The following is a 20,751-nucleotide window of genomic DNA, read 5'->3' as shown; positions in this document are numbered from 1 at the left end:
CAGTTAAATAGGGCTGAATCATCTTTTCTTTCGTCAAAAGGACAGCTCTCATGCCGAAAAGTATATATATGCAGTTCTATTCATAAATGAGCAGGTGGTGGGCAATATGATGGAAAATTACACAAAATTGGGTATTTATAACGACATCGTCCAGACGATAGGCAACACACCCCTCGTGAGGCTGAGGAAGATAGAGAGATACTTCAACCTCAAAAACGAGCTCTATGCCAAGGTGGAATTCTTCAACCCCGGAGGGAGCATAAAGGACAGGATAGGCAAGTACATGATAGAAGGGGCAAAGAGAGAGGGCAAAATCGTCGAGGGCGGCGTGATAGTCGAGCCCACATCGGGCAACACTGGGGTTGGCCTTGCCCTCGTTGCGGCGGACGAGGGGTACATGACGGTCTTCACGATGCCGGACAAGATGAGCACCGAGAAGGAGCTCCTCCTAAAGGCCATGGGCGCCTTCGTCATCAGGACTCCCACCGCTGTGGCTCCAGGCGACCCGAACTCCTACTACAAGGTGGCCGAGGCGGTGAGGAACCTCATCTGGAAGAAAGGAAGGGCAGTAACTCGGGAGGAGCTTAAGGAGATAGTTGAGCACGTTCAGAAGCTTGTTGATGAGGAGAGGCTCGACGAGCTCAGGGCGATCCTTGAGGAGGAAGTGGAAGAAACGCCCTACGCCTACATCCCCAACCAGTACTTCAACAGGTACAACCCCCTGGCACACTATGAGACCACCGCGAGGGAGATATGGGAGCAGACCGGAGGGGAGATAGACTACCTCTTCGCGGGGATAGGCACCGGCGGGACGATAACCGGAATCGGGCGCTACCTCAAGGAGAGGAAAAAAGACGTAAAGATAATAGGCGTTGACCCGGTCGGTTCGATATACAGCCTCGTCAAGAAGGGAATGAGCCTTGAGGAGGCCCTCAAGAAGGCCCACCCCTACCTCGTTGAGGGCATAGGTGAAGATCTGCTCCCTGAAACCGTCGATTTAAGCCTCGTTGACGATATGGTTGTCGTCAACGACCAGGAAGCCTTCGCAATGACCCGCTTCCTCGCGAGGAAGGAGGGGATTCTGGCGGGCGGCTCATCGGGCGCGGCACTCTACGGGACGGTAAAGTACCTCAAGGAGAAAGGAGTGGAGGGCAAGAAGGTCGTCGTGATATTCCCTGACACCGGAAGGAACTACCTCACGAAGGTCTTCAACGACGAGTGGCTCATCGCGAACGGCTTCGAGGTTGACGATGAAAAGGTTCTGGAGGTGCTGAGATGAGGTTCTCAACTAAAGCTATCCACGTCGGTGAAGAGCCCGAGAGCATGCAGCACGGCGACGTTGTATCCCCAATCCACCTCTCAACCACCTTCGCAAAGAGGAGCATAAGGGAGGTCGAGGAGGGCTACGTCTACTCAAGGAGCGGCAACCCCACGAGGGACGCACTTGAGAGAAAGCTGGCGGCGCTTGAGAACGCAAAGTACGGGCTGGCGTTCTCCTCAGGCCTCGCCGCTGAGTCCACGATACTCCTGGCGTTGCTGAAGAAGGGCGACCATGTGGTTGCTTTTGACGACCTCTACGGCGGGACGAAGAGGCTCTTCAACCAGGTGATGGAGCGCTTCGGCATCGAGTTCACCTACGTTGATGCGAGGGAGCCCGAGAACGTGAGGAGGGCGATAAGGGAGAACACAAGGATGGTCTGGCTCGAAACGCCCACGAACCCCCTCCTCAAGCTCGCGGACATAAGGGCAATCTCCGAGATTGCCCACGAGAGAGGCCTAATCGTGGTCGTGGATAACACCTTCGCGAGCCCCTACTTCCAGAACCCCCTTGACTTAGGTGCAGATATAGTCCTCCACAGCGTCACCAAGTACCTCGGCGGCCACTCCGACGTTGTCGGCGGGGCTGTGATGGTGAACGACGACGAGATTTATGAGAGGCTCAAGTTCCACCAGAACGCGGTTGGAGCAATTCTGTCACCTTTTGACTCCTGGCTGGTAATGCGGGGCATCAAAACCCTCGCCGTCAGGATGGAGAGGCACGAGAGGAACGCCATGACGATAGCAAGGTATCTTGAGGAGCACCCGCTGGTTGAGAGGGTCTACTACCCCGGCCTGCCTTCCCACCCGCAGCACGAACTCGCAAGGAGGCAGATGAGGGGCTTCGGAGGAATGCTCTCATTCGAACTCAAGGGTGGGCTTGAGGAGGCGGTAAGGTTCGTGGAGAGCCTTGAGATATTCGCCTTGGCTGAAAGCCTCGGCGGTGTCGAGTCGCTCATAGAGCTCCCAGCCATAATGACCCACGCATCGGTTCCAAGGGAGGAGAGGGAGAAGGTCGGCATAAAGGACTCCCTTATCAGGGTCTCGGTGGGAATAGAGGACGTTGATGACCTAATCGAGGATCTTGAGAGGGGCTTTGAGGCGGTGAGAAAATGATACCTGGCATCGAAGAGATTAGGACGTTCCTGGAGAAGCTTGGATTTGGCGAGGAGGACATAAACGAGCTTGTGGAGCAGATAGAGTACTTTGAGACGGAAGCGCCTGAGAGGGACGACATCGTGAGGGACTACCTCAGGGACGAGTGCATAGACCGGCTCGTGGAAGAGATAGTGCGGGAGGTCCTAAAGCTTGGGAGAAAAGGGGTGCGCATACTCGACGTCGCGGCCGGCTCGGGCTTTTTCACGGAGCGCGTAAAGGAAAAGCTTGAGGAGAAGGGCATAAAAGTCGAGGTCTACGGCTTCGACATAACGCCCAGCATGCTGAAGAGGCTCAATGAAAAGGGAATAACACCCATCTGGGGCGTTGCCGAGAAGATTGGGGAGTCAATAAGGATAGCCAACGAGCACTACGGCCTCAACGTGCCGGAGGAGTTTGACGTGGTTGTCTCCACCCTCGCATTCCACCACTTCCTAAACCCGGAGGCCGTCCTGGAGAGCATGAGAGACGTGCTGGCCGAGGGTGGAAAGGTCGTCATAATCGACGTCCTCAAGCACAGGCACGATGAGTTCAGGGAGACGCTGAAGGACACACACCTCGGGTTTTCAACAGAAGAGATACGGGAGATGGGCCTGCGGGTCTTTAAAAACGCGGAAGTCCGGCCCCTCGGACTGCACTGTGAGGTTGACGGTGTCCTCATCGGACTCTACAAGGCGGTGTTTGCCTGAGAGCCACCATACTTTTGAAATCATGTGTTCTTTTTCTTATTGAACAACGAAGGTCAGGGTTATCTTTTCTCTCTCGGTTCAGCGTTCATTGTGAAGAGCCGAGAACGAAGAAGATAGCGTTATCCCCAGGATGCAGGCCAAAAAAGGATTTTTCTTACTGTATCAAGATAGCCGCACCAACAGACGTAGATGTTGGGCTATTAAGACTGAGAGAAGCAGCAGAAAAAGCAAAAGTCTGACATCCTCTAGTCATAAGGGAGGGGCCCCAGAGGAAAAACAAAAATCAGGCAAGTCTGAGGAAACCAACCACACGGCCATCCTTGAGGAGCTGCACTCTAGTCCCCCACATTCCAGACATGTAAGGCCCTATCTCAAGCTCATCGGGGCTGACGTCCTCCCAGAGCTGTCCTATGATCCGTCCGTTTATGACGAGGGGTATCCTGGTATCTCCCCATGGATTCTGCCATGAAACCCCCTTGGAGGCGTTCTGGAGGAGCTCTGCGGCTCGCGATTTTATTTCCTCGTAGTCAATTGCAGTATCAGCCGATTCTGGAACACCTGGGGCCCATGAAAACATTCCCCCTCCGCAGCCCCATCTAGATCCTTGGTACCTCCACATCGTGCCTCTCCATCCTGCAGGCTGCGTTTCTGCGACCTCTTCGGATACTACTCTTTCCATCATGCCACATCCCATGAGGGATCCAAAGCGCCTCATCTTGCACATCCACTTTGGCATTCCAAACCTCATTCTAATCACCCCTTCGATTTAGAATATTACAAAATTATTTATAAAGTTTTCTGTTATATTCCTGGCTAATATCTCAAAAACCGGCAGAATTATAAGGGTCGAAGGCCAAACAGGGACGGTGATAGGATGCCAAGATGGATGATGTGCAATCCGCGAAACATAAGAACACTCACAGCAACGCTGAAGTCATTAATGGCCGAGCCAAAAAGGACAATCATAAGGGCCTTAGCGGACGGCGTAAAGGGCACCAACGACATTTATATGGAACTTCAGAAGAGCGGCTTTCATATGCCACGATCGACGCTTTATTATCACCTCTCCACCCTCCAGAAATCAGGAATAATTGAGATGGTGGGTTACAGGGAACAGGGGGGCGGTGCACCCGAGAAGCTCTGGAAACTCAAGGTAAGAAGAATCGGCGTGGATCTGGTCACGGGAGAAATATTTAGAGAATAACCACTGATCAACAGCAGTTCACTTCAGAACGGACTTACCTAAAATTAGATTAAAGACAGGAGGAATCAGCCCTCTAGGAGCTTTCTCCTTCTCCTCTCGTACTCTTCGTCGTCTATCTCGCCGCGTGCATACTTCTCATCGAGTATCTCCAGGGCGCTCTTCTTGCTCCCGCTTGAGCTCTGCTCAACGAGCCATTTAATGAACCAGACTATTCCAACGATTATCAGAATCCAGAACAGGAGCATGAATACTGCCCCGAACCAGCCAAAGTAACCAAATCCCATCATGTCGTGCCACCCCCATTCTCCCTCTCCGGCGTGAGCCAGGAATTCGTTTCCAACGCTTTCGAACATCATTTTGATCTCCTCGAATACTACTATGTGGTAAAGGCTATAGGGCTTATTGTTGGCAAAAGGGAAAAGAATAAAAGAAAATTTTCGCAGAATGGTATTGTGAGAATGTAATCTACAGTACAATTACCAAACCTGAAATCCTCCCTCAAGTCTAAATTTTGAGAGGTTCTTGAGGAAATTTAAGAACCTTAGAAGGCCAGTTTTTGTTGTTGATGGCAAGATCGCCAACATCAGGCAGAGAAATGCATCATAGGATTGTTGTAACGTATTTTGAAGACAGACGAGTTGACAGGTTTGATATCTAAACTTTCGATACTGATCACTGAAAATATGTGTAGTCAGGGAATGTGTTATGATTTTAAGTTGTAAATCTTTTATACTATCAATATCCCCAAAATGGAGTTTTTAATAGATTACGTTTTTTAAAAAAAATTAATAACTCTATATTATGAACTTTTAGTTTAAGAAAAAACTAAATATTGAAAATGACACTTAACAATGGTGATTCCAATGGGATGGCTATGTTATGCAGCCTGTGCAGCGGGGTGTGTCGGCGGATGTGGAGCAGTATGTTATATAACTGGAGCTACCGCAACATTTGTAAGTTCTCAAGCAGCAATTGCTGGTGCCACCGCCTACGCATATGAACATTGAGGTGATTTTATATGCCCCATTTTGTTCGTTCTTTTACTTTTTTCAGAACAGATTCTGGCAATGAGTACCTATTTGACGATATAACTGGAGTAGTACTTCAAATCCCCTCGGAGATTAGCTCACGAATTAAGCACATACTCTTTGATAGCACAACACCAACCGAGGCTTTAGTAGGAATTCATAAAGAAGTAACCAAAGAAAATAGCTATGCTGGAATTTATAAAATTTTAGAAACTTTAATCTCTAATTTCAGAGCGTTTTATAGGTTTCCTCTTGAGATTAGTATTTCTGAAATAGAAGAGGATACTTTGCGATATGGTATATTGAGGGATGGACTTTATGAGTTGCTTCTAGAAGTAACTAATAACTGCAATTTCAGATGTCGGTATTGCGTATTCGGGGGCAATTATGAAGATTTCAGGACCCATGGATATTCTTTCATGACACTTGAAATAGCCACGAAAGCAATTGATTTATATTTTCATTATTTGAAAGAGGGAGCATTCCTAAACCCTAAAAGAGAGCCAACAATAGCATTTTATGGAGGTGAGCCACTACTTAACTTTAAAATAATTGAGAAGTGTGTTAACTATACAAATCATAAATATTCAGACGAATTTACTCCCCAATACACAATTACAACTAATGCTGCTCTGATAAATAAGAGGATAGCGGAATTCCTCGTTAAAAATGATTTTGATGTGTCTATAAGCCTAGATGGCCCCAAGAAAGAACATGATAGAAATAGGATATTACCCAACGGTAGGGGCACCTTTGACTTGGTCATGAGGGGCATATCAAATCTTAAGGAGGCCCAGAAAAAGTATGGCTCCAAAAAGGAGTACTTTGCTCTAGTTACTTATGATCTCAAGTCTAATTTATACAATATTGCAAAGTTTTTTGATAAGGAATCACCAATACGCCCAATATTTGTAAATCCCGTGCGTTCTATGGGTACTACATATTATTTGCTATTTACTGAAGAAGATTATATAAACCATGAAAGAATGTTAAGGGAACTTTTTAAGAAATTCCTCAACGAGTCTACGAGCATTCACAAATCAGTATTTCTTGAAATCCTATTTGGAGGACCTGGAACTTTGATGTTCTACCGAAATGCTCTAAGCCGTAAAAATCCAACGGCAATATTCACATCAACATGTATTCCAGGGTTTAAATGGTATGTAAACACAAATGGAAAAATCCAAGTATGCGAACGGGCACCCTCTAGCACAATAATCGGAGACGTCAACAAAGGTTTGGATTTCTCTGCAATAAAAACACTAATCCAGAGGTACTCCAAGTTGATAACAGATAAATGCAATTACTGCAGCTTGGCTCACAGCTGTGCAAGATGCTTTGCGTATTTGGGCTCAGAAGACTGTAGTCTTTTTAAGCGCTGGGTAATTGACGGATTAAAAACCGCATTCACAATATACGAGAAGAATCCAGAATATTTCGAAAGAAGATTATCAATACTGAAAGAAAAAGGTGGGGTTTATGAATTGGAAAACCTTTAAGTTATATCCTTGGGTATATTATTATAGAGGCACGAATGGAGCAACACTCTACGACTGGCTAAATGGGAAAATATTAAGTCTGAACAATGAGCAGGCAAAAGTGCTGGAAGAATTAATAAAAGGAACGTCTGAAGATTTTATCACCGAGCACGAGAAATTCATAGACAGATTAAAGAGCTTTGGGTTCATTTCTCCCAAGAATATTTACATTGACAATATCACAGTAGGTTCAAAGCTTCAAAAAGCGATGCAATTTATAAATACTTTCCAAGTACAACGACTTGATTTAGTACTTAGCACGCCCTGTGATAGATATGACTCATGCCCAGTAAGAACTCCTAAGATTGCATCTCATGCATGTGAATCCTGTTTAGGATGTGCAAGAGAGGAAAAATCAAACAAGAATATTAGCCACGAAAAAATAATGAAGCTCTTAAAAGTGTTTAGACCTCCAGTAGTGACTTTGAGCGGGGGAGAATTGTTTACTGATGCCCAACTGGTTGAGAGTGTATTATCACTCCTTTTAACATCTGAGTATCCTCAAATAACGGTCTTAATAATGCCATTACATGCTATAATGAAATTCAAAAATGAAATTGCGAAACACGTAAGTATGTTTGCGCAGAAAGGCAGGAATCTTGTACTAACTACCGTACTCACTAAACATGGCTTTAAGGATATTCCAAAAATCTTAGAAATAGGAGAGGAGTTTAATATTCCACTTACTTTTGTGGTATATATAAATCTTGATGAACCTCCTGTAGAGATATCAAGATTAAACAACTTACAAAAAACAGCCACAATAGTACCTGCGTTTTATTCTCTTAGTGGAAGGAACATCCTTGAAAATCTTGAGGAATTTTTAAATGTACATGTACATCCTATAAACTCATATATAGCTAAATCGATATCAATCGAAAGTTTAACGAGGGCAGTTGAATACAACTATGCTCAGTGTTTGTATGGGAACCTGCTGATAAAATTTCCCGAAGAAGAGATATCCACCTGCAAGGGATACTACCTTTTGAACTACAAACTAAGGAAACTGAGTAGAAAAGCACTTCAAGAGGTCATGTCATTGTGGGATGACCCATGTGAAGATTGCTCCCTAAAAGGAGCATGCACCATGTGTCGTACCACAGTTAGATCTCTTCATATCACTCCAAATTCTTGCCCAATATGGAAGAAAGCCCTGGAGGTTGAAAAATGAAACCAACAAGGACTCAAATCCTCGAAGAGCTCACATATACTGCAAAGCATATTGGGATAAACCTTCTTTTAATACCCTTTATGACGGCTGTTCTCTACTGGATGGCGAGCTTGAATCCCATACCAAGTGATAAAGTCATTGGAAGCCTGAGCATCTCCCTCTCCATAATAGTTTCCCTCTTCTTCAGCGGCACGGTTTCCAGAGAAAAGCTTTTGGGCATCCACGAGATTCTTCTCAGTCTCCCGCTTGACCCGGTTCAGCTCGTGTTCATCAGGGCTCTCGGAGGCTTTATCATAGGAATCACGGGGATAGCTTTGGGTAGTATCGTCGGATGGGTGCTTACTGAATACCTAGGCAATCCCCTCTCCCTGACAAAAATATTCAGTGGAGTCCTAATATCGGCTCCTCCCCTCTTCAGCTTCATTTTTCTGGTAATCCTGATAACGTTCCTATTCCACTCGACACGCCTCGACGTTGCAAAGGGAATCATCGCCTTTGTGGCATTCTTTGCACCCCTCTACATCTCCAAGTATCTGGGGACGGGACTCTCAATACCAATGGCATTCGGTATTTCCCTGCTCCTCTCCACAGGAGCCATCGCCCTCTCTTTTTCAATGATAAAATCTCTCGGCACGAGGCTTGGGGAGAAAATGGTACTCATCTGAGGTGGCCATCATGATAGGGCTTGAAAACGTGAAAAAGAGCATAAATGGAAAAGAAGTTCTTCGAGAGATAACCATCACCGTAAGGCCCGGTGAAATCCACGCATATCTCGGCCACAATGGAGCGGGTAAAACCACCACTTTCCGCATCCTCCTCGGCCTTCTCGTCCCGGACTCCGGTAGGGTGGAAGTCCTTGGAGCTGACCCGCTCAAAAACCCGGGGGTGAGGGCAAGGATTGGTTACCTTCCTGAGTACGACCTTCTGTATCCGAACCTATCGGTGTGGGACAACCTCAAGCGCTATGCCTCCCTCAAGGGGGTTTACGATGAAAAGGAACTGCAGGAACTGCTGGAGTTTTTCGAGATTAAAGAATACGCCAAGAAGAAGATATTGGCCCTCTCAAGCGGAACTCAGCGGAGGGTCGCGATGGCAAGAGCCTTTATTGGAAGCCCTGAGGTTTTCATTCTCGACGAGCCCACCAGAGGTCTCGACCCGGAATGGCGTCTGAAATTCAAGCGATTTTTGGGAAGATACGTGAAAAAGAGGAATGCCACGGTACTATTCTCCACCCACATACTGAGCGACGTTGATGAGCTATGTGAGAAGATTACGGTTATCAAAGAGGGCAGAATACTATTCTCCGGAAGTCTGGAGGAGTTCAAGCGCAGTTTACCCACTGGAACTTCAATTTCCCTAAAGGTGGGGAACATCAAGATGGCCGCTAAAGTGCTTAAGGAAAAGGGATACTCTCCAAAAATCATGAAAGAGTACATCCTGCTGGAAAATGCCGAGCCGTCGGAAATCAACACGCTCCTCGTGAGCAGAGGCATAACCGTTGAGGAGATAAAACGAAACGAGCCCACATTGGAGGAGCTCTATTCGATACTCCACAGAAAAAACAGATAAAAGGAAAGAGCGGGGGCTCAAACCTTCAAAAACTTCGCGTTTATGGCCACTATAACCGTGCTCAAACTCATGAGCAGTGCACCTGCGGCCGGGCTGAGAAGGATTCCGTAGTTGTAGAGAACCCCTGCCGCTAAGGGAATTGCAAAGGTGTTGTAACCAGTTGCCCACGCCAGGTTCTCAATCATCTTCTTGTAGGTCGCCTTTGCCAGGATTATCCCGGTTATGACGTCCCTCGGGTCGTTCTTGACGAGGATTATGTCGGCGCTCTCTATTGCCACGTCGGTTCCTGCCCCGATGGCTATGCCTACATCGGCCTGGATCAGAGCCGGGGCGTCGTTTATACCGTCACCCACCATCGCCACTGTGTAGCCCTGCTCCTGGAGCTCCTTGACCTTCTCCGACTTCTGGTGAGGTAAAACTTCAGCGAAGAAGCCGTCGAGGCCGAGCTCCTCAGCCACCCACTTTGCAACCTTGGCGTTGTCGCCGGTGAGCATGTAGGCCTTTATACCCATCTCGTGGAGCTTTTCAATGGCCTCCCTTGACTCGGGCCTTATCCTATCCGCCAGGGCCAAAGCACCCACGAGCTTTCCATCAAGAACCAGGAAGACAACGGTCTTACCCTGCTCCAGAACCCTGTTGACGCGCTCGTCCTCCCTCCACAGGCCGTTCTCCTTCAGGAAGCCGGGGCTTACGACGAGGACTTCTTTTCCGTTGATGACGCCCTGGACACCTTTGCCCGGAAGAACCTTCGATTCGCTGACCTCATAGGGCTCAAGGCCGAGCTCCTTGGCTTTCTCAACTATCCCCTGGGCTATCGGGTGGTTTGAGTGGGACTCAAGTGCCGCCGCATACTTCAGGATCTCCTCCTCTCCGAGCTGGTCCAGCGCTATTACCTCAGTTACTTCGAACTTGCCTTCGGTCAGCGTTCCGGTCTTGTCGAAGACAACGACCTGCACGTCCTTGGCCCTCTCAAATGCCTCCCTGTTCCTGATGAGGATTCCCTTCTTGGCCGAGATCGACGTCGAGACCGAGACGACCAGAGGAACCGCCAAGCCTAAAGCGTGAGGGCACGTTATGACCATGACGGTCACCATTCTCTCAAGGGCGAAGACGAAGGGCTTGCCGAGGTAGAGCCATGTGCCGAGAGTTATCGTTCCGGCGGTTATGGCTATGAGCGTGAGGTAGAATGCCGCCCTGTTGGCCAGATCCTGCGTCCTTGACCTTGTCTCCTGTGCCTGCCTGACGAGCTCGACGACCTGCATCAGGTAGGTGTCCTTTCCAGTCTTCTCTATCCTGACCTTTATCGCTCCCTCAAGATTTATGGAGCCTCCGATGACTTCATCGCCTGGTTTCTTATAGACTGGCTTCGATTCACCTGTGAGCATTGACTCGTTTATGCTGGTCTCCCCCTCCACTATGATGCCGTCGGAGGGTATCTTTTCACCCGGTTTGACAAGGACTATATCGCCCTTCTTCAGCTCGCTGACCGGAACGTCCCTAATCCCATCGGGCGTCACGAGGTGGGCCTCCGTCGGCATGAGCTTTATGAGCTCTTCCAGGGCCCTTGAAGCGCCGAGAACGGAGCGCATCTCGATGTAGTGGCCGAGAAGCATGATGTCGATAAGCGTAGCCAGCTCCCAGTAGAAGGTCTTACCCGGCAGGCCAAAGGTCACCGCAACGCTGTAGAAGAATGCAACCGTGATTGCCAGCGCTATCAGCGTCATCATGCCGGGCAGTTTTTTCTTCAGCTCGTCCCTCATGCCCGTGAGGAACGGCCAGCCGCCGTAGAAGTACACCACCGACGAGAGTGCGAACAGGACGTACTGGTCTCCCCTGAACGTAAACGTGAAGCCCAAGAAGTTCTGGATTAGAGGGGACAGAATCAAAATCGGAACCGTCAGTATCGCGGAGACGATGAACCTCTTCTTGAAGTCCTCCATCATCATCCTGTGGTGCTCCGCATGGGAGTGCTTGTGTCCTTCGTGCCCCTCATGTTCGCCGTGGGTGGCCATTTCGTGCCCTTCGTGTATCTCATGTTCCATCCCGTGCTCCTCATGCCCGGCATGTTCCTTGTGCGTGTGCTTCTCGGGGGCTTTTTCAGCCCCATCGTGCACGTGCTCGCCGTGCACCATATTTTTCTCCTCCATGTTGGACACCATGTCTAAAATCTCTTAGAGGGTTTATTTAACCGTTTCCTATTCAAAATTGAAAGGTTACGGAGATCGAACCATAACCAAAAGAAAAGGGATATGGCTCATTCCTTCATCATGTCCTCGATTTCGCGGAGCCTCTTTCCAGGTTCAAGCTCCTTCTCGGCCGATGAAACCATCAGCCCCTCGGCCATCTCAACGGTTTCGAGGTCGAACTCACCGGTCAGGATGCTCTCGCTGGTGAGGTCTATCATCGTGTTCAGTGCCTCCTCAAGGTTCTCGACCTTGCCCATGGCCTTTTCGAACTCGACCTGCATCTTTGCCACGTCCTCCGCCCCCGGCCCTTCGGCTATGCTCTTAACAACGTCTTTGCTGAACTGAATGAAGTCAGCGGAAACCTTCACAAGCTCCCTCTGTATTTCTGCCTCCTCCATGAGGAGAAGAAGTCTCTTTGCCTGCTTTATCCGCTCCTCAAGGGCGAGGTACTTCATTGCACTCCTCTTTAAGAGGGCCTCGTCGCCAAGCTTCGCCGCCTCCTTCCCCTGGAGGAAAATCTTACGCTTCAGGTTTTCGAGGTTGTTGATGTACTGCTTCAACGCCATCTTGGCCTTCCTCATGCGTATCTTCCTCTCTATCTCCTTCTCTTCCTTCGACTTCCAGAGCTTGACCATAACCCTCACACCTCCCTAAACACGACGACAGTCACGTTGTCTTTGGTAACCTTCAGGGCTTCCCAGATCAGCGCCTCCGCTGCCGTCCTGGGGTCTGATTCAAAGACGAGCTTTCCTATAATCCCCTCATCGATGTAGTCGTGGAGGCCGTCCGTGCTGAGAAGCAGGACATCCCCGGCTTTCAGCTCCCACACGTAGGTGTCAACCCCGAGGTCAACGCCGAGGGCCTTTGTAACGACGTGCCTCATGGGATGTTCTCTGGCTTCCTCCTCCCTAATGACCCCGCGCTCAATGAGCTCCTGAACCACCGAGTGATCCCTTGTCCTCCCAGCTATCTCTCCACCCCTCACAAGATAGGCCCTGCTGTCGCCGGTGTTCGCTATTATTCCCTTTCCTTTTCTTATGAAGGCGGCGATAAGCGTCGTGCCCATCTTCCCCGGCCCGGGCGACATCTCCACCATCCTGCGGTGGGCATCCTCGTAGGCCCTTAGAAGGAGGTCCTTTACTCCCTCCACTCCCATACCGCGTGTATAGCCCTCCTCAAAGGTCTCACGGAGCAATTCAACGGCCACCTTCGAGGCCAGCTCTCCCCCCTCGTGTCCCCCAAGGCCGTCGGCAACGGCCAGGAGGTAGGCGTCGCCGAGGGGCAGGATGAGGAACGCGTCCTCGTTCTCCTCCCTGCCTCCGGGATGGGAAATCCCCCAGACTATCCCATCAACACCGCCGGCTTGCTCGCTCATCCCCCGAACTCCTCCGCCCACTTTTCATAGCGCTCGATGTCCCTCTTTGTCAGGGGGCTCTTTATCTTCCTGAACGCCTCCTCAAAGTCCCTCATCTCAAGCGGGCGAGTTCTCAATGAGCGCTTCCTCAGCTCCTCGAACGGAAGCCCGGCAAGCCTGTGGAGGCCCCTGTTCTCCTCGCGTATCATGTTCCATATAGCCTCCTGACACAGGTTCCTGATGTCCCTGCCGGAATACAGACGCCTCACACTCTCCTCCGCTATCGCGTCGAGGTCGAGCCTCGAAATGTCAAGCCCCTCAGTGTGTATTCTCACTATCGCCTTGGTTGCCTCTTTGTCCGGCAGGGGCACGTAAATCCTCTTGGGGAAGCGCGAGAGCACCGCCTCATCTAAATCCCAGGGGGTGTTTGTGGCCGCAAGCGTGAGGACGAGCTTCTCATTCCCCTCCCCGTGAAAGCCCTCAAGCTCCGTGAGGAGCGTCGAGAGCATCCTCCGGGTGGCTTCGCTGGTGTCGTTTGAACGCCTCGTGGTCAGGGCGTCTATCTCGTCGAGGAACACTATGCTCGGTGCCTTTTCCCTCGCAACCTCGTAGAGGGCACTTATTATCTTGCTCGACTCGCCGAAGTACTTGCTCAGGACGCTTGACGCTTTGACGTTGAAGAAGGTGGCGTTTAAGCTCCCGGCAGCGGCCGAGGCGAGGAGCGTCTTACCTGTTCCGGGTGGCCCAAAGAGGAGTATGCCCCTCCATGGCTGAACCGCAGCCGGCTTTTTGAGGGCCGCTATCACGACCGTCTCCATCATGAGGAGCTTGACGTCCTCAAGGCCACCTATGTCGTCCCACGTCGTCCGGGACTTGGATATAAGCCCCAGCACGTACTCCCTGAACTGATCTTCCTCATCTTTCTCCTGGGTCGTGCTCTTTCCTTCGGCGCCGACGACGGCCTTTCGGCCGTATTCGCCCCTCTCTATCTGCTCAGCCACATCTTCCCACTTCTTCGCCTTCCTAAGGTAAAGCTCCCCGTTGTAGGGGACGTGCCTGGCCAGCTGTCTGAGTATGGAGGCGCACCGGAGGGCGCTCCTCCGAGCGGTCTCCATGTCTCCCGCGGCGACAGCCTTTTCAAACTCCTTCTTGGCCCTCTCAAACTCGCTCAGCAGGGGCCCTGAAAGGTCAACAGGCATCCTCACACCCCCTCGAATCCAAGCTTTATCTTGTGGACGATTATCTCGGCCTTCTCGACCAGCTCCTCGGGAACATCGAGGCCGTTCTCAAGGCGGAGCCTGAGCTGCTCCCTCAGGGAGAGCAGTTCGTCCCTCACCTCTCCTCTCGCGTAGTGCGCCAGGTCGTCGGCGTACTTGAGCGCGCTGACAAGGTCGTTGAGCTTCAGGTACAGGAGAAATAGTTCGCCCGCGTAGTAGGCGCTCCTCGACAGGTCGTTGATTGAGACACTTTTGCTGAGGTTCTCGCGGTAGTTCTTCCCGAGGAACTCGGCCAGATCTCTCTGGAGCTCCTCCACCGACTGGTAGCGCTCCTCCTTCCTCTTCGCGAGGCACTTCATCACGACCGGCTCAAGGGGCTTCGCGTCTGGGTTCAGCTGACCCGGAGGCACCGGCTCCTCAAGGGTTATCTTCGATGCCACCTCGACGAAGTCCTCCCCCTCGAAGGGAGGCCTCCCGGTAAGCAGCTCGTAGAGAACCGCCCCTATCTGCCACACATCGGTTCTCTCATCGGTTCCTCCAAAGCGGGAGCTTATCTGCTCCGGGGCGGCGTAGAGTGGTGTGAAGCTGACCGTGTGGGTTGTCCTGCTCTCCTTGAGTAGCTTGCTCAGCCCCCAGTCGCTCACCTTGGCCCTTCCGTTCCTGAGCAGGATGTTGCTCGGCTTGAGGTCGCGGTGGATCACGCCTTTGGAATGGGCGTACTTCAGCCCCTCCGCAACGTCGAAGATTATCCTCGCCGCCTTTTCGGGGTTGAGGGGCTTTTCAAGCCTTGCAAGGCTCGTCTCGCAGTACTCCATCTCCAGGTAGGGGAGGGGGAATATGTTGTAGTCGTAGAGCTCGACTATGTTGGGATGACTGAGGAGAGACCAGTTCCTTACCTCCCTGAGGAAGGCCTTTCCTCCCTCTTCGGTCAGACTGAGCGGGACTTTTAGGGCGACAACGCTCCCATCGTGCTTCTCCGCCCGGTAGACCCTCGCAAAGCCGCCCTCGCCGATGGGCTCCACCTTCCTGTACCTCGCGAAGAGCTCATCCAACGGTGTACGGGGGGTGCCGCCGGTAGAGTCCTGCCTATTCCCTGCAGGAACTGGAACTGGGGCCGGAACTGGGGTTTTGGGCTCTATCCTCGGTCTCTCGATTATTTCGGTGCTCACTTTCACCTTGGCGCTGACCATGCCGGAGCGAACCACAACCTTGGCACTGACCCGACCACCCCTCCTCGGAACGGCCGTGACGGTCTGGGAGACGTACTCCCCGGGTCTGACGGCCCTGAAGTACACCCTCGTGGAGCTGAGGTCGAGATATCTGGAGAGGTCGCCGAGGTCTATCTCGGCGTTTATGGTGCCCCTGAGCAGGTTCTTGAAGCCGATCCTGAGGGGAATCTCCTCACCAGCGTGAACCTTGGGGGGAAGCTCGATTATCACCGACTTACGGAGGAGCTCCTTCATGTCCTCCTTCGGTACAGGGGGAACTGGCGGAACCGTTTTGGGATACCGCCTCTTGTACCTTCTGGATTTCGAAACGTCCTTTAGCAGGTGTTTTATCAGGTGTCCAAACCACATGACCATCACGATGAATATTATGAAGCTCGCCGCCCTCCCGAAGATGGCGGATACTATGACTATAACCACGAAGAGCTTGACGAGGCCCTCCAGGATGTCGTCGTCCATGAACCCGTGCCCCATGTGCACGCGTATCCCTCCACTCCCTGGTGAAACAGCCGGATCAGGCCATCATTTAACCCTTTTTGGTGCCGTTTTGAAAGTCCGCGGGGGACTGTTTTTCACTTAGGGCAAGTTCATGGGGGAGGTTCATACCAGAGTGGAGGTCACTCAGTGACTACCTCCTCCCCCTTATCCTTCTCCCCCGTGACCTTCTCGGCCGCGCTTTCGGGCTCAAGCTCGCCCTCTTTCACAGCCTGTATCGTCCTCATTATCTCCGCCAGCTCCTCGTCCTCCTCGAACTCGACGCCGGCACCAATGGCCTGGTCTGTGTAGCCGAGCATGGTGCTGAGGTTTTCGTTGAGGTTCTGAGCGTCGAGCTGCATGCTGACGAGGTTCTTTTCGAGCTCCTCAGGGGACATCTTCCTCAGGAGCTCCCAGGTCGGTGTGCCCTTCAGTATAGCCTCGTTCTCCTTGATTATCAGCAGGTTCGCCACGAGCATGAGCTGTTTGTTGAGCTGGGCGTGGGTGTTCTGGAGGCTCTGCTTTTTCCGGTTCAGTGTCTTAATCTTGGTCGCTATGGTGAGCTCCTCGCTTTTGCTCCTCGCTTCCTTTGCCCTCTGGAACAGCGCCGCTATCTGGGCGTCTATCTCGGCTATCTCGTCCTCTATCTTCCTTATCTGCATGTCGAGCTTGATCTGGTTTTCCCTGAGCTGCTCAATCGGTATGTCTAGGGGGTTCTTCCTCCCGAAAAACCTTGAAAGGAGCCCCATCACAGCTCCTCCTCCGTCTCCCTCTCAAGCTTGGGCGACGCTATCTTCTCCGTCACTTCCTCAACGTCAGCCTCTCCCGTCTCAACCTTGGCCCACGCCTCCATGAGCTCCCTCTCGGTCTGGTCCTCCGTTCCCTCAAACTCGGCTATGTCCATCTCGAAGACCCTGTTCAGGTTCTCGACCATCTCGTCGAACTCCCTGCCGTCGAGGCTCACCTTGACGAGCACGCTTTCCAGCTGCTCGGGCTCGACTTTGGAGAGCTTGTCCCAGAGGCCTATCTTCCTAAGCTCCTTCTCGTACTTCTTGACGACTATCAGGTTCTTGACGAAAGTGTACTGCTTCTGTGCCGTCGTGAAGTCCCTCAGCTTGAGCTTCTGCTCCATGTCGAGGCTTTTGATTTCCTGCGCGAGCATCTTCTTCTTGAGCACGTCCGCCCCGATGCCCTCCTGGAAGAGCTGCTTCTTTTTCTTCTCTATGCGCTCGATTTCCTTCTTCGTCCTCTCAAGCCTGTTCCTGAGGCGTATCTCTTCCTCCTGAAGCTCCCTCAAGGAGAGCTTTTCAATCGGGTTTTTCCTAAACCTGTCGAATATTCCCATCACCATCACCTCACTTCCGTATCAGCACGAGTCCGAACCCGTCTATGTATTTCACCACGTGGCCATCGCGGCCGATTTCATAGAACGCCCGCCTCACGTACTCCTCCTCCCCGCATTCGAGGCACTCACTGAGCGGCAGGTAGTCCCTGCCCTCAAGCTTTTTCCTCACGCACTCCCTGACCTTTGCGTACATCTCCTCATCGAGCTCAAGGCGCACCAGGGGGACGAGTGCCTTGGCGTAGCGGTCGTTGGGGTTGTGAATTATCTCGCCGCTCTCCGTATCAAGGAGTATCAGCGAGACGTTCTCCGAGTAGAAGTTCCTATGGAAATCCTCCGATGAGACGTATTTTCTCACCCTCTCCTCGAAGCCGAGGGGTGAGGCTATAACGAGGACCGTTCTAGTGCCCCCTTTCGAGTCCCTCGCATCGATGAGGTGCACGTTGATCTCCGCCAGGGTAAGAGGATCCGTGTCGAGGCCGAGCTCCGCCAGCCTTTCAACCCTCGTCAGGTAAATTCCCCTAACGAGTATCCGCTCCTTCCTTCCGAGGAGCTTCTTCTCCTTCAGGGTTACCTCAACGTACCTGTTCTCCGGCAGGTTCTTGAGGGACTTCTCGTCAAGCTTCCCGGCGAATCTCGACGTGTCCTCACCCTTCTTCTCCTCAATCCTTTCAACGGAGTACGTTTTGCCGAGGAGCCGCATTTCTCCCGCGAATTTGCTCTTCATCCTGCCCACGAAGTTCAGCTCCCCTATCCTCGCCTCGTCCCTGAGCACCAGGCGGGAGCCCTTCTCAACCTTCCCCGACATCGCGAGGATTTCCTCTATCTTACTCCTCAGCAGGTTCTCCTTTTCCGACAGCTCAAGCTCCCTCTTCCTCAGCTCCATCTCCTTCTCCCTAAGCTCAAGCTCTCTCCTCCTGAGCCTCTCCTCAAGGAGCCTTGCCTCGCGCAGGGCCTCCTCCCTCGCCCTCGCAAGCTCCTCCTCAAGTTTTTTCCTCAGCTCTTCATCCTTAAGCTCCATGAGCCTCCTGGCGAGCTCCTCCTTCTCGCGCTCAAGCCTTTCCATGAGCTCCTCCTTCTCCCTGCGGAGCCTCTCTATCTCCTCAATGCTCGATGCCGACAGCTCCTCCTCAAGCTTTCTGCGCTCCTCCTCGAAGAACTCCACCATCTCGGCTATCCTCTTCTTCAGCTCCCCAACTTTGGCTTCGTAGCTCTCCCTAACTGCCTCAACTTCCTCCGTCTTTTCGCGCTCCCACTCCTCCATGAGAGTCCTGAACCAGCCGTATTTGCTTGCCTCGTTTATGGCGGCATCGATTTTCTCGCGGTAACTCTTCCACGTCCTCTTGAGGTAGTAGCGGAGGGGAAGCTTTATCTCGGGGTCTTCGAGCTGCTCCTCTATCCACCTGTCCATGCCGAGGTAGTAGGTCCTGAGGAGCTGGAGGGTCTCCTCGTCCCTGCGGTAGAGCTTTCCAAGTATGTCCTCCATCGTTGTTATCTCAAAGACGTTGTACTTCAGTATCTCGTCTATCAGGCCTATCTCGCGTTCCGAGAAGCGCTTTTCTGCGGGCGGAAACCCTTCCCCCTTCTTCCAGAAGCTCCAGGCCAGCACCGCCAGTGCCGCCTCGAACTTCGCCCTGAACGTGCTGTCAAGATCCCTCAGGAAGTCCCCGCACTCGCCTTCGAGATAGCGCGAGTACGAGTCCTGGATCCTCTCCCACAGGCTCTTCCGGGTCTCGAAATCCTCCACGGTAACGTCCCTACCCTGCCGCAGAACCCTCTCGGCCGGCCTGAGGAGCTTCCTCACGCAGTCGGGGTTCCCCTCGTTGAAGATCACCATGGTACCACCTCACAGAAGCAGTGAGAGCTCCCTCTCGATTTTCTTCGCCATGTCTTCAACCGCACTGCCGTAACCCTCTACGAGCACCCTGACGGCCGTTTCTCCGCCTTCCTCTTCAACTGACACCGTTATCTCCAGCCTGCCCTTCTTCGTGTAGGCCATGTACTTCGAAACGCTCCCCTCGCTGGAGACGTAGTAGGCGCCGAACTTCGAGAGGATGTACCTGAGGAGCTTGGCCACGACCGCGGGTTCCTCTTTAGTTAGCCGCTCTATCTCAACCCTCCTAGGGGTTACCTTCGACCCTATGTCCTCGGGCTTTATGCTGTACACCCTCACCTTGCCTTCGGTCGGCGGGTCGAGTTTCGACAGCAACTCTTCAGCGAACTCAGACACGTCGGGTGAGTCAACTATGAAAGAAATTCCCTTAACCTTTGATACCCTGACCCGATTTGACCACTTGTCAATTAGGTACTCAACGCGCTTCCTCTCGGCATCGTTCTCATACATGACCACGAACAGGTGTGCCACAGCACTCACCTCTCATCTTTTCCTCTAATGTGTGCTGGGCTCTGGGAGTATATAATGTTTTCGGCGTTTTGGAGAAAAGTTTGATGTCGTGAAATTTTCCACTTTGTCAAATACTGGAAAACAGGAGGAGAAATACATAAGGAAAATCAAACCCTGTCAACGACGCCCTTCAGTATATCCTCGACCTTCGCCGCGACCTCAAGCAGCTCGTCGTTCCCGGTTACGCTCATTGCGACCGTCGGGAGCAGCAGGCTCACGTAGGTCTTCCCTTCCTTCACGTACACCACGATATTGCAGGGCAGGAAGGTACCGCTGTTGATGTCTATTCCGATGAGCCGACTCGAGTAGTTCGGGTTGCAGGCACCGAGTATGACATAGGGCTCCATGTCAAGGTTGAGCTTCTCCTTGAAGAGGCTGTCAACCCTTATCTCGCTGAGAACCCCGAAGCCCTCCTTCTTCAGCTCCTCCTTGACCTTCGCCACAGTCTCATCGAAACCGGTTTCAACCTCTCTGACATAGGCGTACTCCTTCTTGGGTTCCTCCATTCCGTGCATTCCGTGGTGGCCCTTTCCCATGCCCTTCATTCCCTTGCCGTGGCCTTTACAGCCTCCTTTCATTTTCCCTTTGCCATTCATTCCCTTCATGCCTTCCATCTTTTCGTGGCTCTTCATTCCGCCTTTCTCCATTTCATTCATTTCACCTTTCATCTTGAATCACCTTTTCTTTTGTCAGTGCTTACTCTACTGGAGGAGATAAGAGGCTTGTCCTTCACAAGATGGAAATGTAGGAGGACAAAAATTAACAAAATTAAGGTGATCCTTTAAGTCCCTTATAAACCGCTTTCAGAAACAGACCGAGGCCGATGGTTGAGATGCTGACGTTATGTGATTTTGTTGTTTTACATGTTCTCTTGAAA

The 20,751-nt window shown here is 51.6% G+C and carries 20 protein-coding genes; 8 read left to right on the top strand and 12 right to left on the bottom strand.

All coding sequences use genetic code 11. The features are described from left to right. The first annotated feature begins 106 nt into the window (after window positions 1–106). From NUS69_RS02185 to NUS69_RS02175, 3 genes are read left to right on the top strand one after another with little or no spacing between them, the layout of a single operon-like run. On the top strand, window positions 107–1,279 hold the full coding sequence (locus NUS69_RS02185) for a PLP-dependent cysteine synthase family protein (RefSeq protein WP_258084231.1): 1,173 nt from the start codon (window positions 107–109) through the stop codon (window positions 1,277–1,279). Then, window positions 1,276–2,433, top strand: a complete 1,158-nt coding sequence (locus NUS69_RS02180; protein WP_258084230.1) for a cystathionine gamma-synthase — start codon at window positions 1,276–1,278, stop codon at window positions 2,431–2,433. Before NUS69_RS02185 ends, NUS69_RS02180 begins: the two co-directional genes overlap by 4 nt. After that, complete coding sequence (locus NUS69_RS02175) at window positions 2,430–3,161, top strand: class I SAM-dependent methyltransferase (protein WP_258084229.1); 732 nt, start codon at window positions 2,430–2,432, stop codon at window positions 3,159–3,161. Before NUS69_RS02180 ends, NUS69_RS02175 begins: the two co-directional genes overlap by 4 nt. A gap of 283 nt (window positions 3,162–3,444) precedes the next feature. Here NUS69_RS02175 and NUS69_RS02170 read toward each other — a convergent pair whose 3' ends face one another. Beyond that, window positions 3,445–3,738 carry a hypothetical protein gene (locus tag NUS69_RS02170; protein WP_258084228.1) on the bottom strand — a complete coding sequence of 98 codons (294 nt, stop codon included), beginning with the start codon at window positions 3,736–3,738 and terminating at the stop codon, window positions 3,445–3,447. Between the two features lie 297 nt (window positions 3,739–4,035). On the opposite strand from NUS69_RS02170, the gene NUS69_RS02165 reads away from it, so the two are divergent. Next, on the top strand, window positions 4,036–4,365 hold the full coding sequence (locus NUS69_RS02165; protein ID WP_258084227.1) for an ArsR/SmtB family transcription factor: 330 nt from the start codon (window positions 4,036–4,038) through the stop codon (window positions 4,363–4,365). Between the two features lie 65 nt (window positions 4,366–4,430). Here the strand turns inward: NUS69_RS02165 and NUS69_RS02160 are convergent, their stop codons facing one another. Continuing rightward, complete coding sequence (locus tag NUS69_RS02160; protein ID WP_258084226.1) at window positions 4,431–4,721, bottom strand: SHOCT domain-containing protein; 291 nt, start codon at window positions 4,719–4,721, stop codon at window positions 4,431–4,433. 662 nt (window positions 4,722–5,383) lie between these two features. On the opposite strand from NUS69_RS02160, the gene NUS69_RS02155 reads away from it, so the two are divergent. Genes NUS69_RS02155 through NUS69_RS02140 form a run of 4 tightly spaced genes read left to right on the top strand, consistent with a single transcriptional unit; the run spans window position 5,384 to window position 9,671 of the window. After that, window positions 5,384–6,892 carry a radical SAM protein gene (locus NUS69_RS02155; RefSeq protein WP_258084225.1) on the top strand — a complete coding sequence of 503 codons (1,509 nt, stop codon included), beginning with the start codon at window positions 5,384–5,386 and terminating at the stop codon, window positions 6,890–6,892. After that, window positions 6,873–8,102 carry a hypothetical protein gene (locus NUS69_RS02150; RefSeq protein WP_258084224.1) on the top strand — a complete coding sequence of 410 codons (1,230 nt, stop codon included), beginning with the start codon at window positions 6,873–6,875 and terminating at the stop codon, window positions 8,100–8,102. The genes NUS69_RS02155 and NUS69_RS02150 overlap by 20 nt, the downstream gene beginning before the upstream one ends. Further along, a complete protein-coding gene (locus tag NUS69_RS02145; RefSeq protein ID WP_258084223.1) occupies window positions 8,099–8,767 on the top strand; it encodes a hypothetical protein in 669 nt (222 codons plus the stop codon). Before NUS69_RS02150 ends, NUS69_RS02145 begins: the two co-directional genes overlap by 4 nt. A 10-nt stretch (window positions 8,768–8,777) precedes the next feature. Continuing rightward, entirely contained in the window at window positions 8,778–9,671 is an 894-nt protein-coding gene (locus NUS69_RS02140; RefSeq protein ID WP_258084222.1) for an ABC transporter ATP-binding protein, read from the top strand. Window positions 9,672–9,688: 17 nt separating this feature from the next. On the opposite strand, the gene NUS69_RS02135 is transcribed toward NUS69_RS02140, so the two are convergent. The 10 genes from NUS69_RS02135 to NUS69_RS02090 form a co-directional block, all read right to left on the bottom strand. Next, window positions 9,689–11,830 carry a heavy metal translocating P-type ATPase gene (locus tag NUS69_RS02135; protein ID WP_258084221.1) on the bottom strand — a complete coding sequence of 714 codons (2,142 nt, stop codon included), beginning with the start codon at window positions 11,828–11,830 and terminating at the stop codon, window positions 9,689–9,691. Between the two features lie 95 nt (window positions 11,831–11,925). Then, window positions 11,926–12,492, bottom strand: a complete 567-nt coding sequence (locus tag NUS69_RS02130; protein ID WP_258084220.1) for a hypothetical protein — start codon at window positions 12,490–12,492, stop codon at window positions 11,926–11,928. A gap of 5 nt (window positions 12,493–12,497) precedes the next feature. Beyond that, window positions 12,498–13,232 carry a PP2C family protein-serine/threonine phosphatase gene (locus tag NUS69_RS02125; protein WP_258084219.1) on the bottom strand — a complete coding sequence of 245 codons (735 nt, stop codon included), beginning with the start codon at window positions 13,230–13,232 and terminating at the stop codon, window positions 12,498–12,500. Next, on the bottom strand, window positions 13,229–14,410 hold the full coding sequence (locus NUS69_RS02120) for an ATP-binding protein (protein WP_258084218.1): 1,182 nt from the start codon (window positions 14,408–14,410) through the stop codon (window positions 13,229–13,231). Before NUS69_RS02120 ends, NUS69_RS02125 begins: the two co-directional genes overlap by 4 nt. Before the next feature lie 2 nt (window positions 14,411–14,412). Then, window positions 14,413–16,128, bottom strand: a complete 1,716-nt coding sequence (locus NUS69_RS02115) for a serine/threonine-protein kinase (protein ID WP_258084884.1) — start codon at window positions 16,126–16,128, stop codon at window positions 14,413–14,415. Window positions 16,129–16,271: 143 nt separating this feature from the next. Then, complete coding sequence (locus NUS69_RS02110; protein ID WP_258084217.1) at window positions 16,272–16,877, bottom strand: hypothetical protein; 606 nt, start codon at window positions 16,875–16,877, stop codon at window positions 16,272–16,274. Further along, window positions 16,877–17,473: a chromosome assembly protein gene (locus tag NUS69_RS02105; protein WP_308686522.1), complete on the bottom strand. Its 597-nt coding sequence runs from the start codon at window positions 17,471–17,473 to the stop codon at window positions 16,877–16,879. The genes NUS69_RS02110 and NUS69_RS02105 overlap by 1 nt, the downstream gene beginning before the upstream one ends. Window positions 17,474–17,483: 10 nt before the next feature. Further along, entirely contained in the window at window positions 17,484–19,307 is a 1,824-nt protein-coding gene (locus tag NUS69_RS02100) for a hypothetical protein (protein WP_258084215.1), read from the bottom strand. Between the two features lie 9 nt (window positions 19,308–19,316). Next, window positions 19,317–19,835: a hypothetical protein gene (locus NUS69_RS02095; protein WP_258084214.1), complete on the bottom strand. Its 519-nt coding sequence runs from the start codon at window positions 19,833–19,835 to the stop codon at window positions 19,317–19,319. Window positions 19,836–19,981: 146 nt separating this feature from the next. After that, window positions 19,982–20,542 carry a DUF302 domain-containing protein gene (locus NUS69_RS02090; protein WP_258084213.1) on the bottom strand — a complete coding sequence of 187 codons (561 nt, stop codon included), beginning with the start codon at window positions 20,540–20,542 and terminating at the stop codon, window positions 19,982–19,984. Window positions 20,543–20,751: the final 209 nt, after the last annotated feature.

The sequence above is a fragment of the Thermococcus thermotolerans genome (assembly GCF_024707485.1).
In the GTDB taxonomy this organism is placed as follows: domain Archaea; phylum Methanobacteriota_B; class Thermococci; order Thermococcales; family Thermococcaceae; genus Thermococcus; species Thermococcus thermotolerans.
This window is presented reverse-complemented; position numbering and strand designations above follow the sequence as displayed.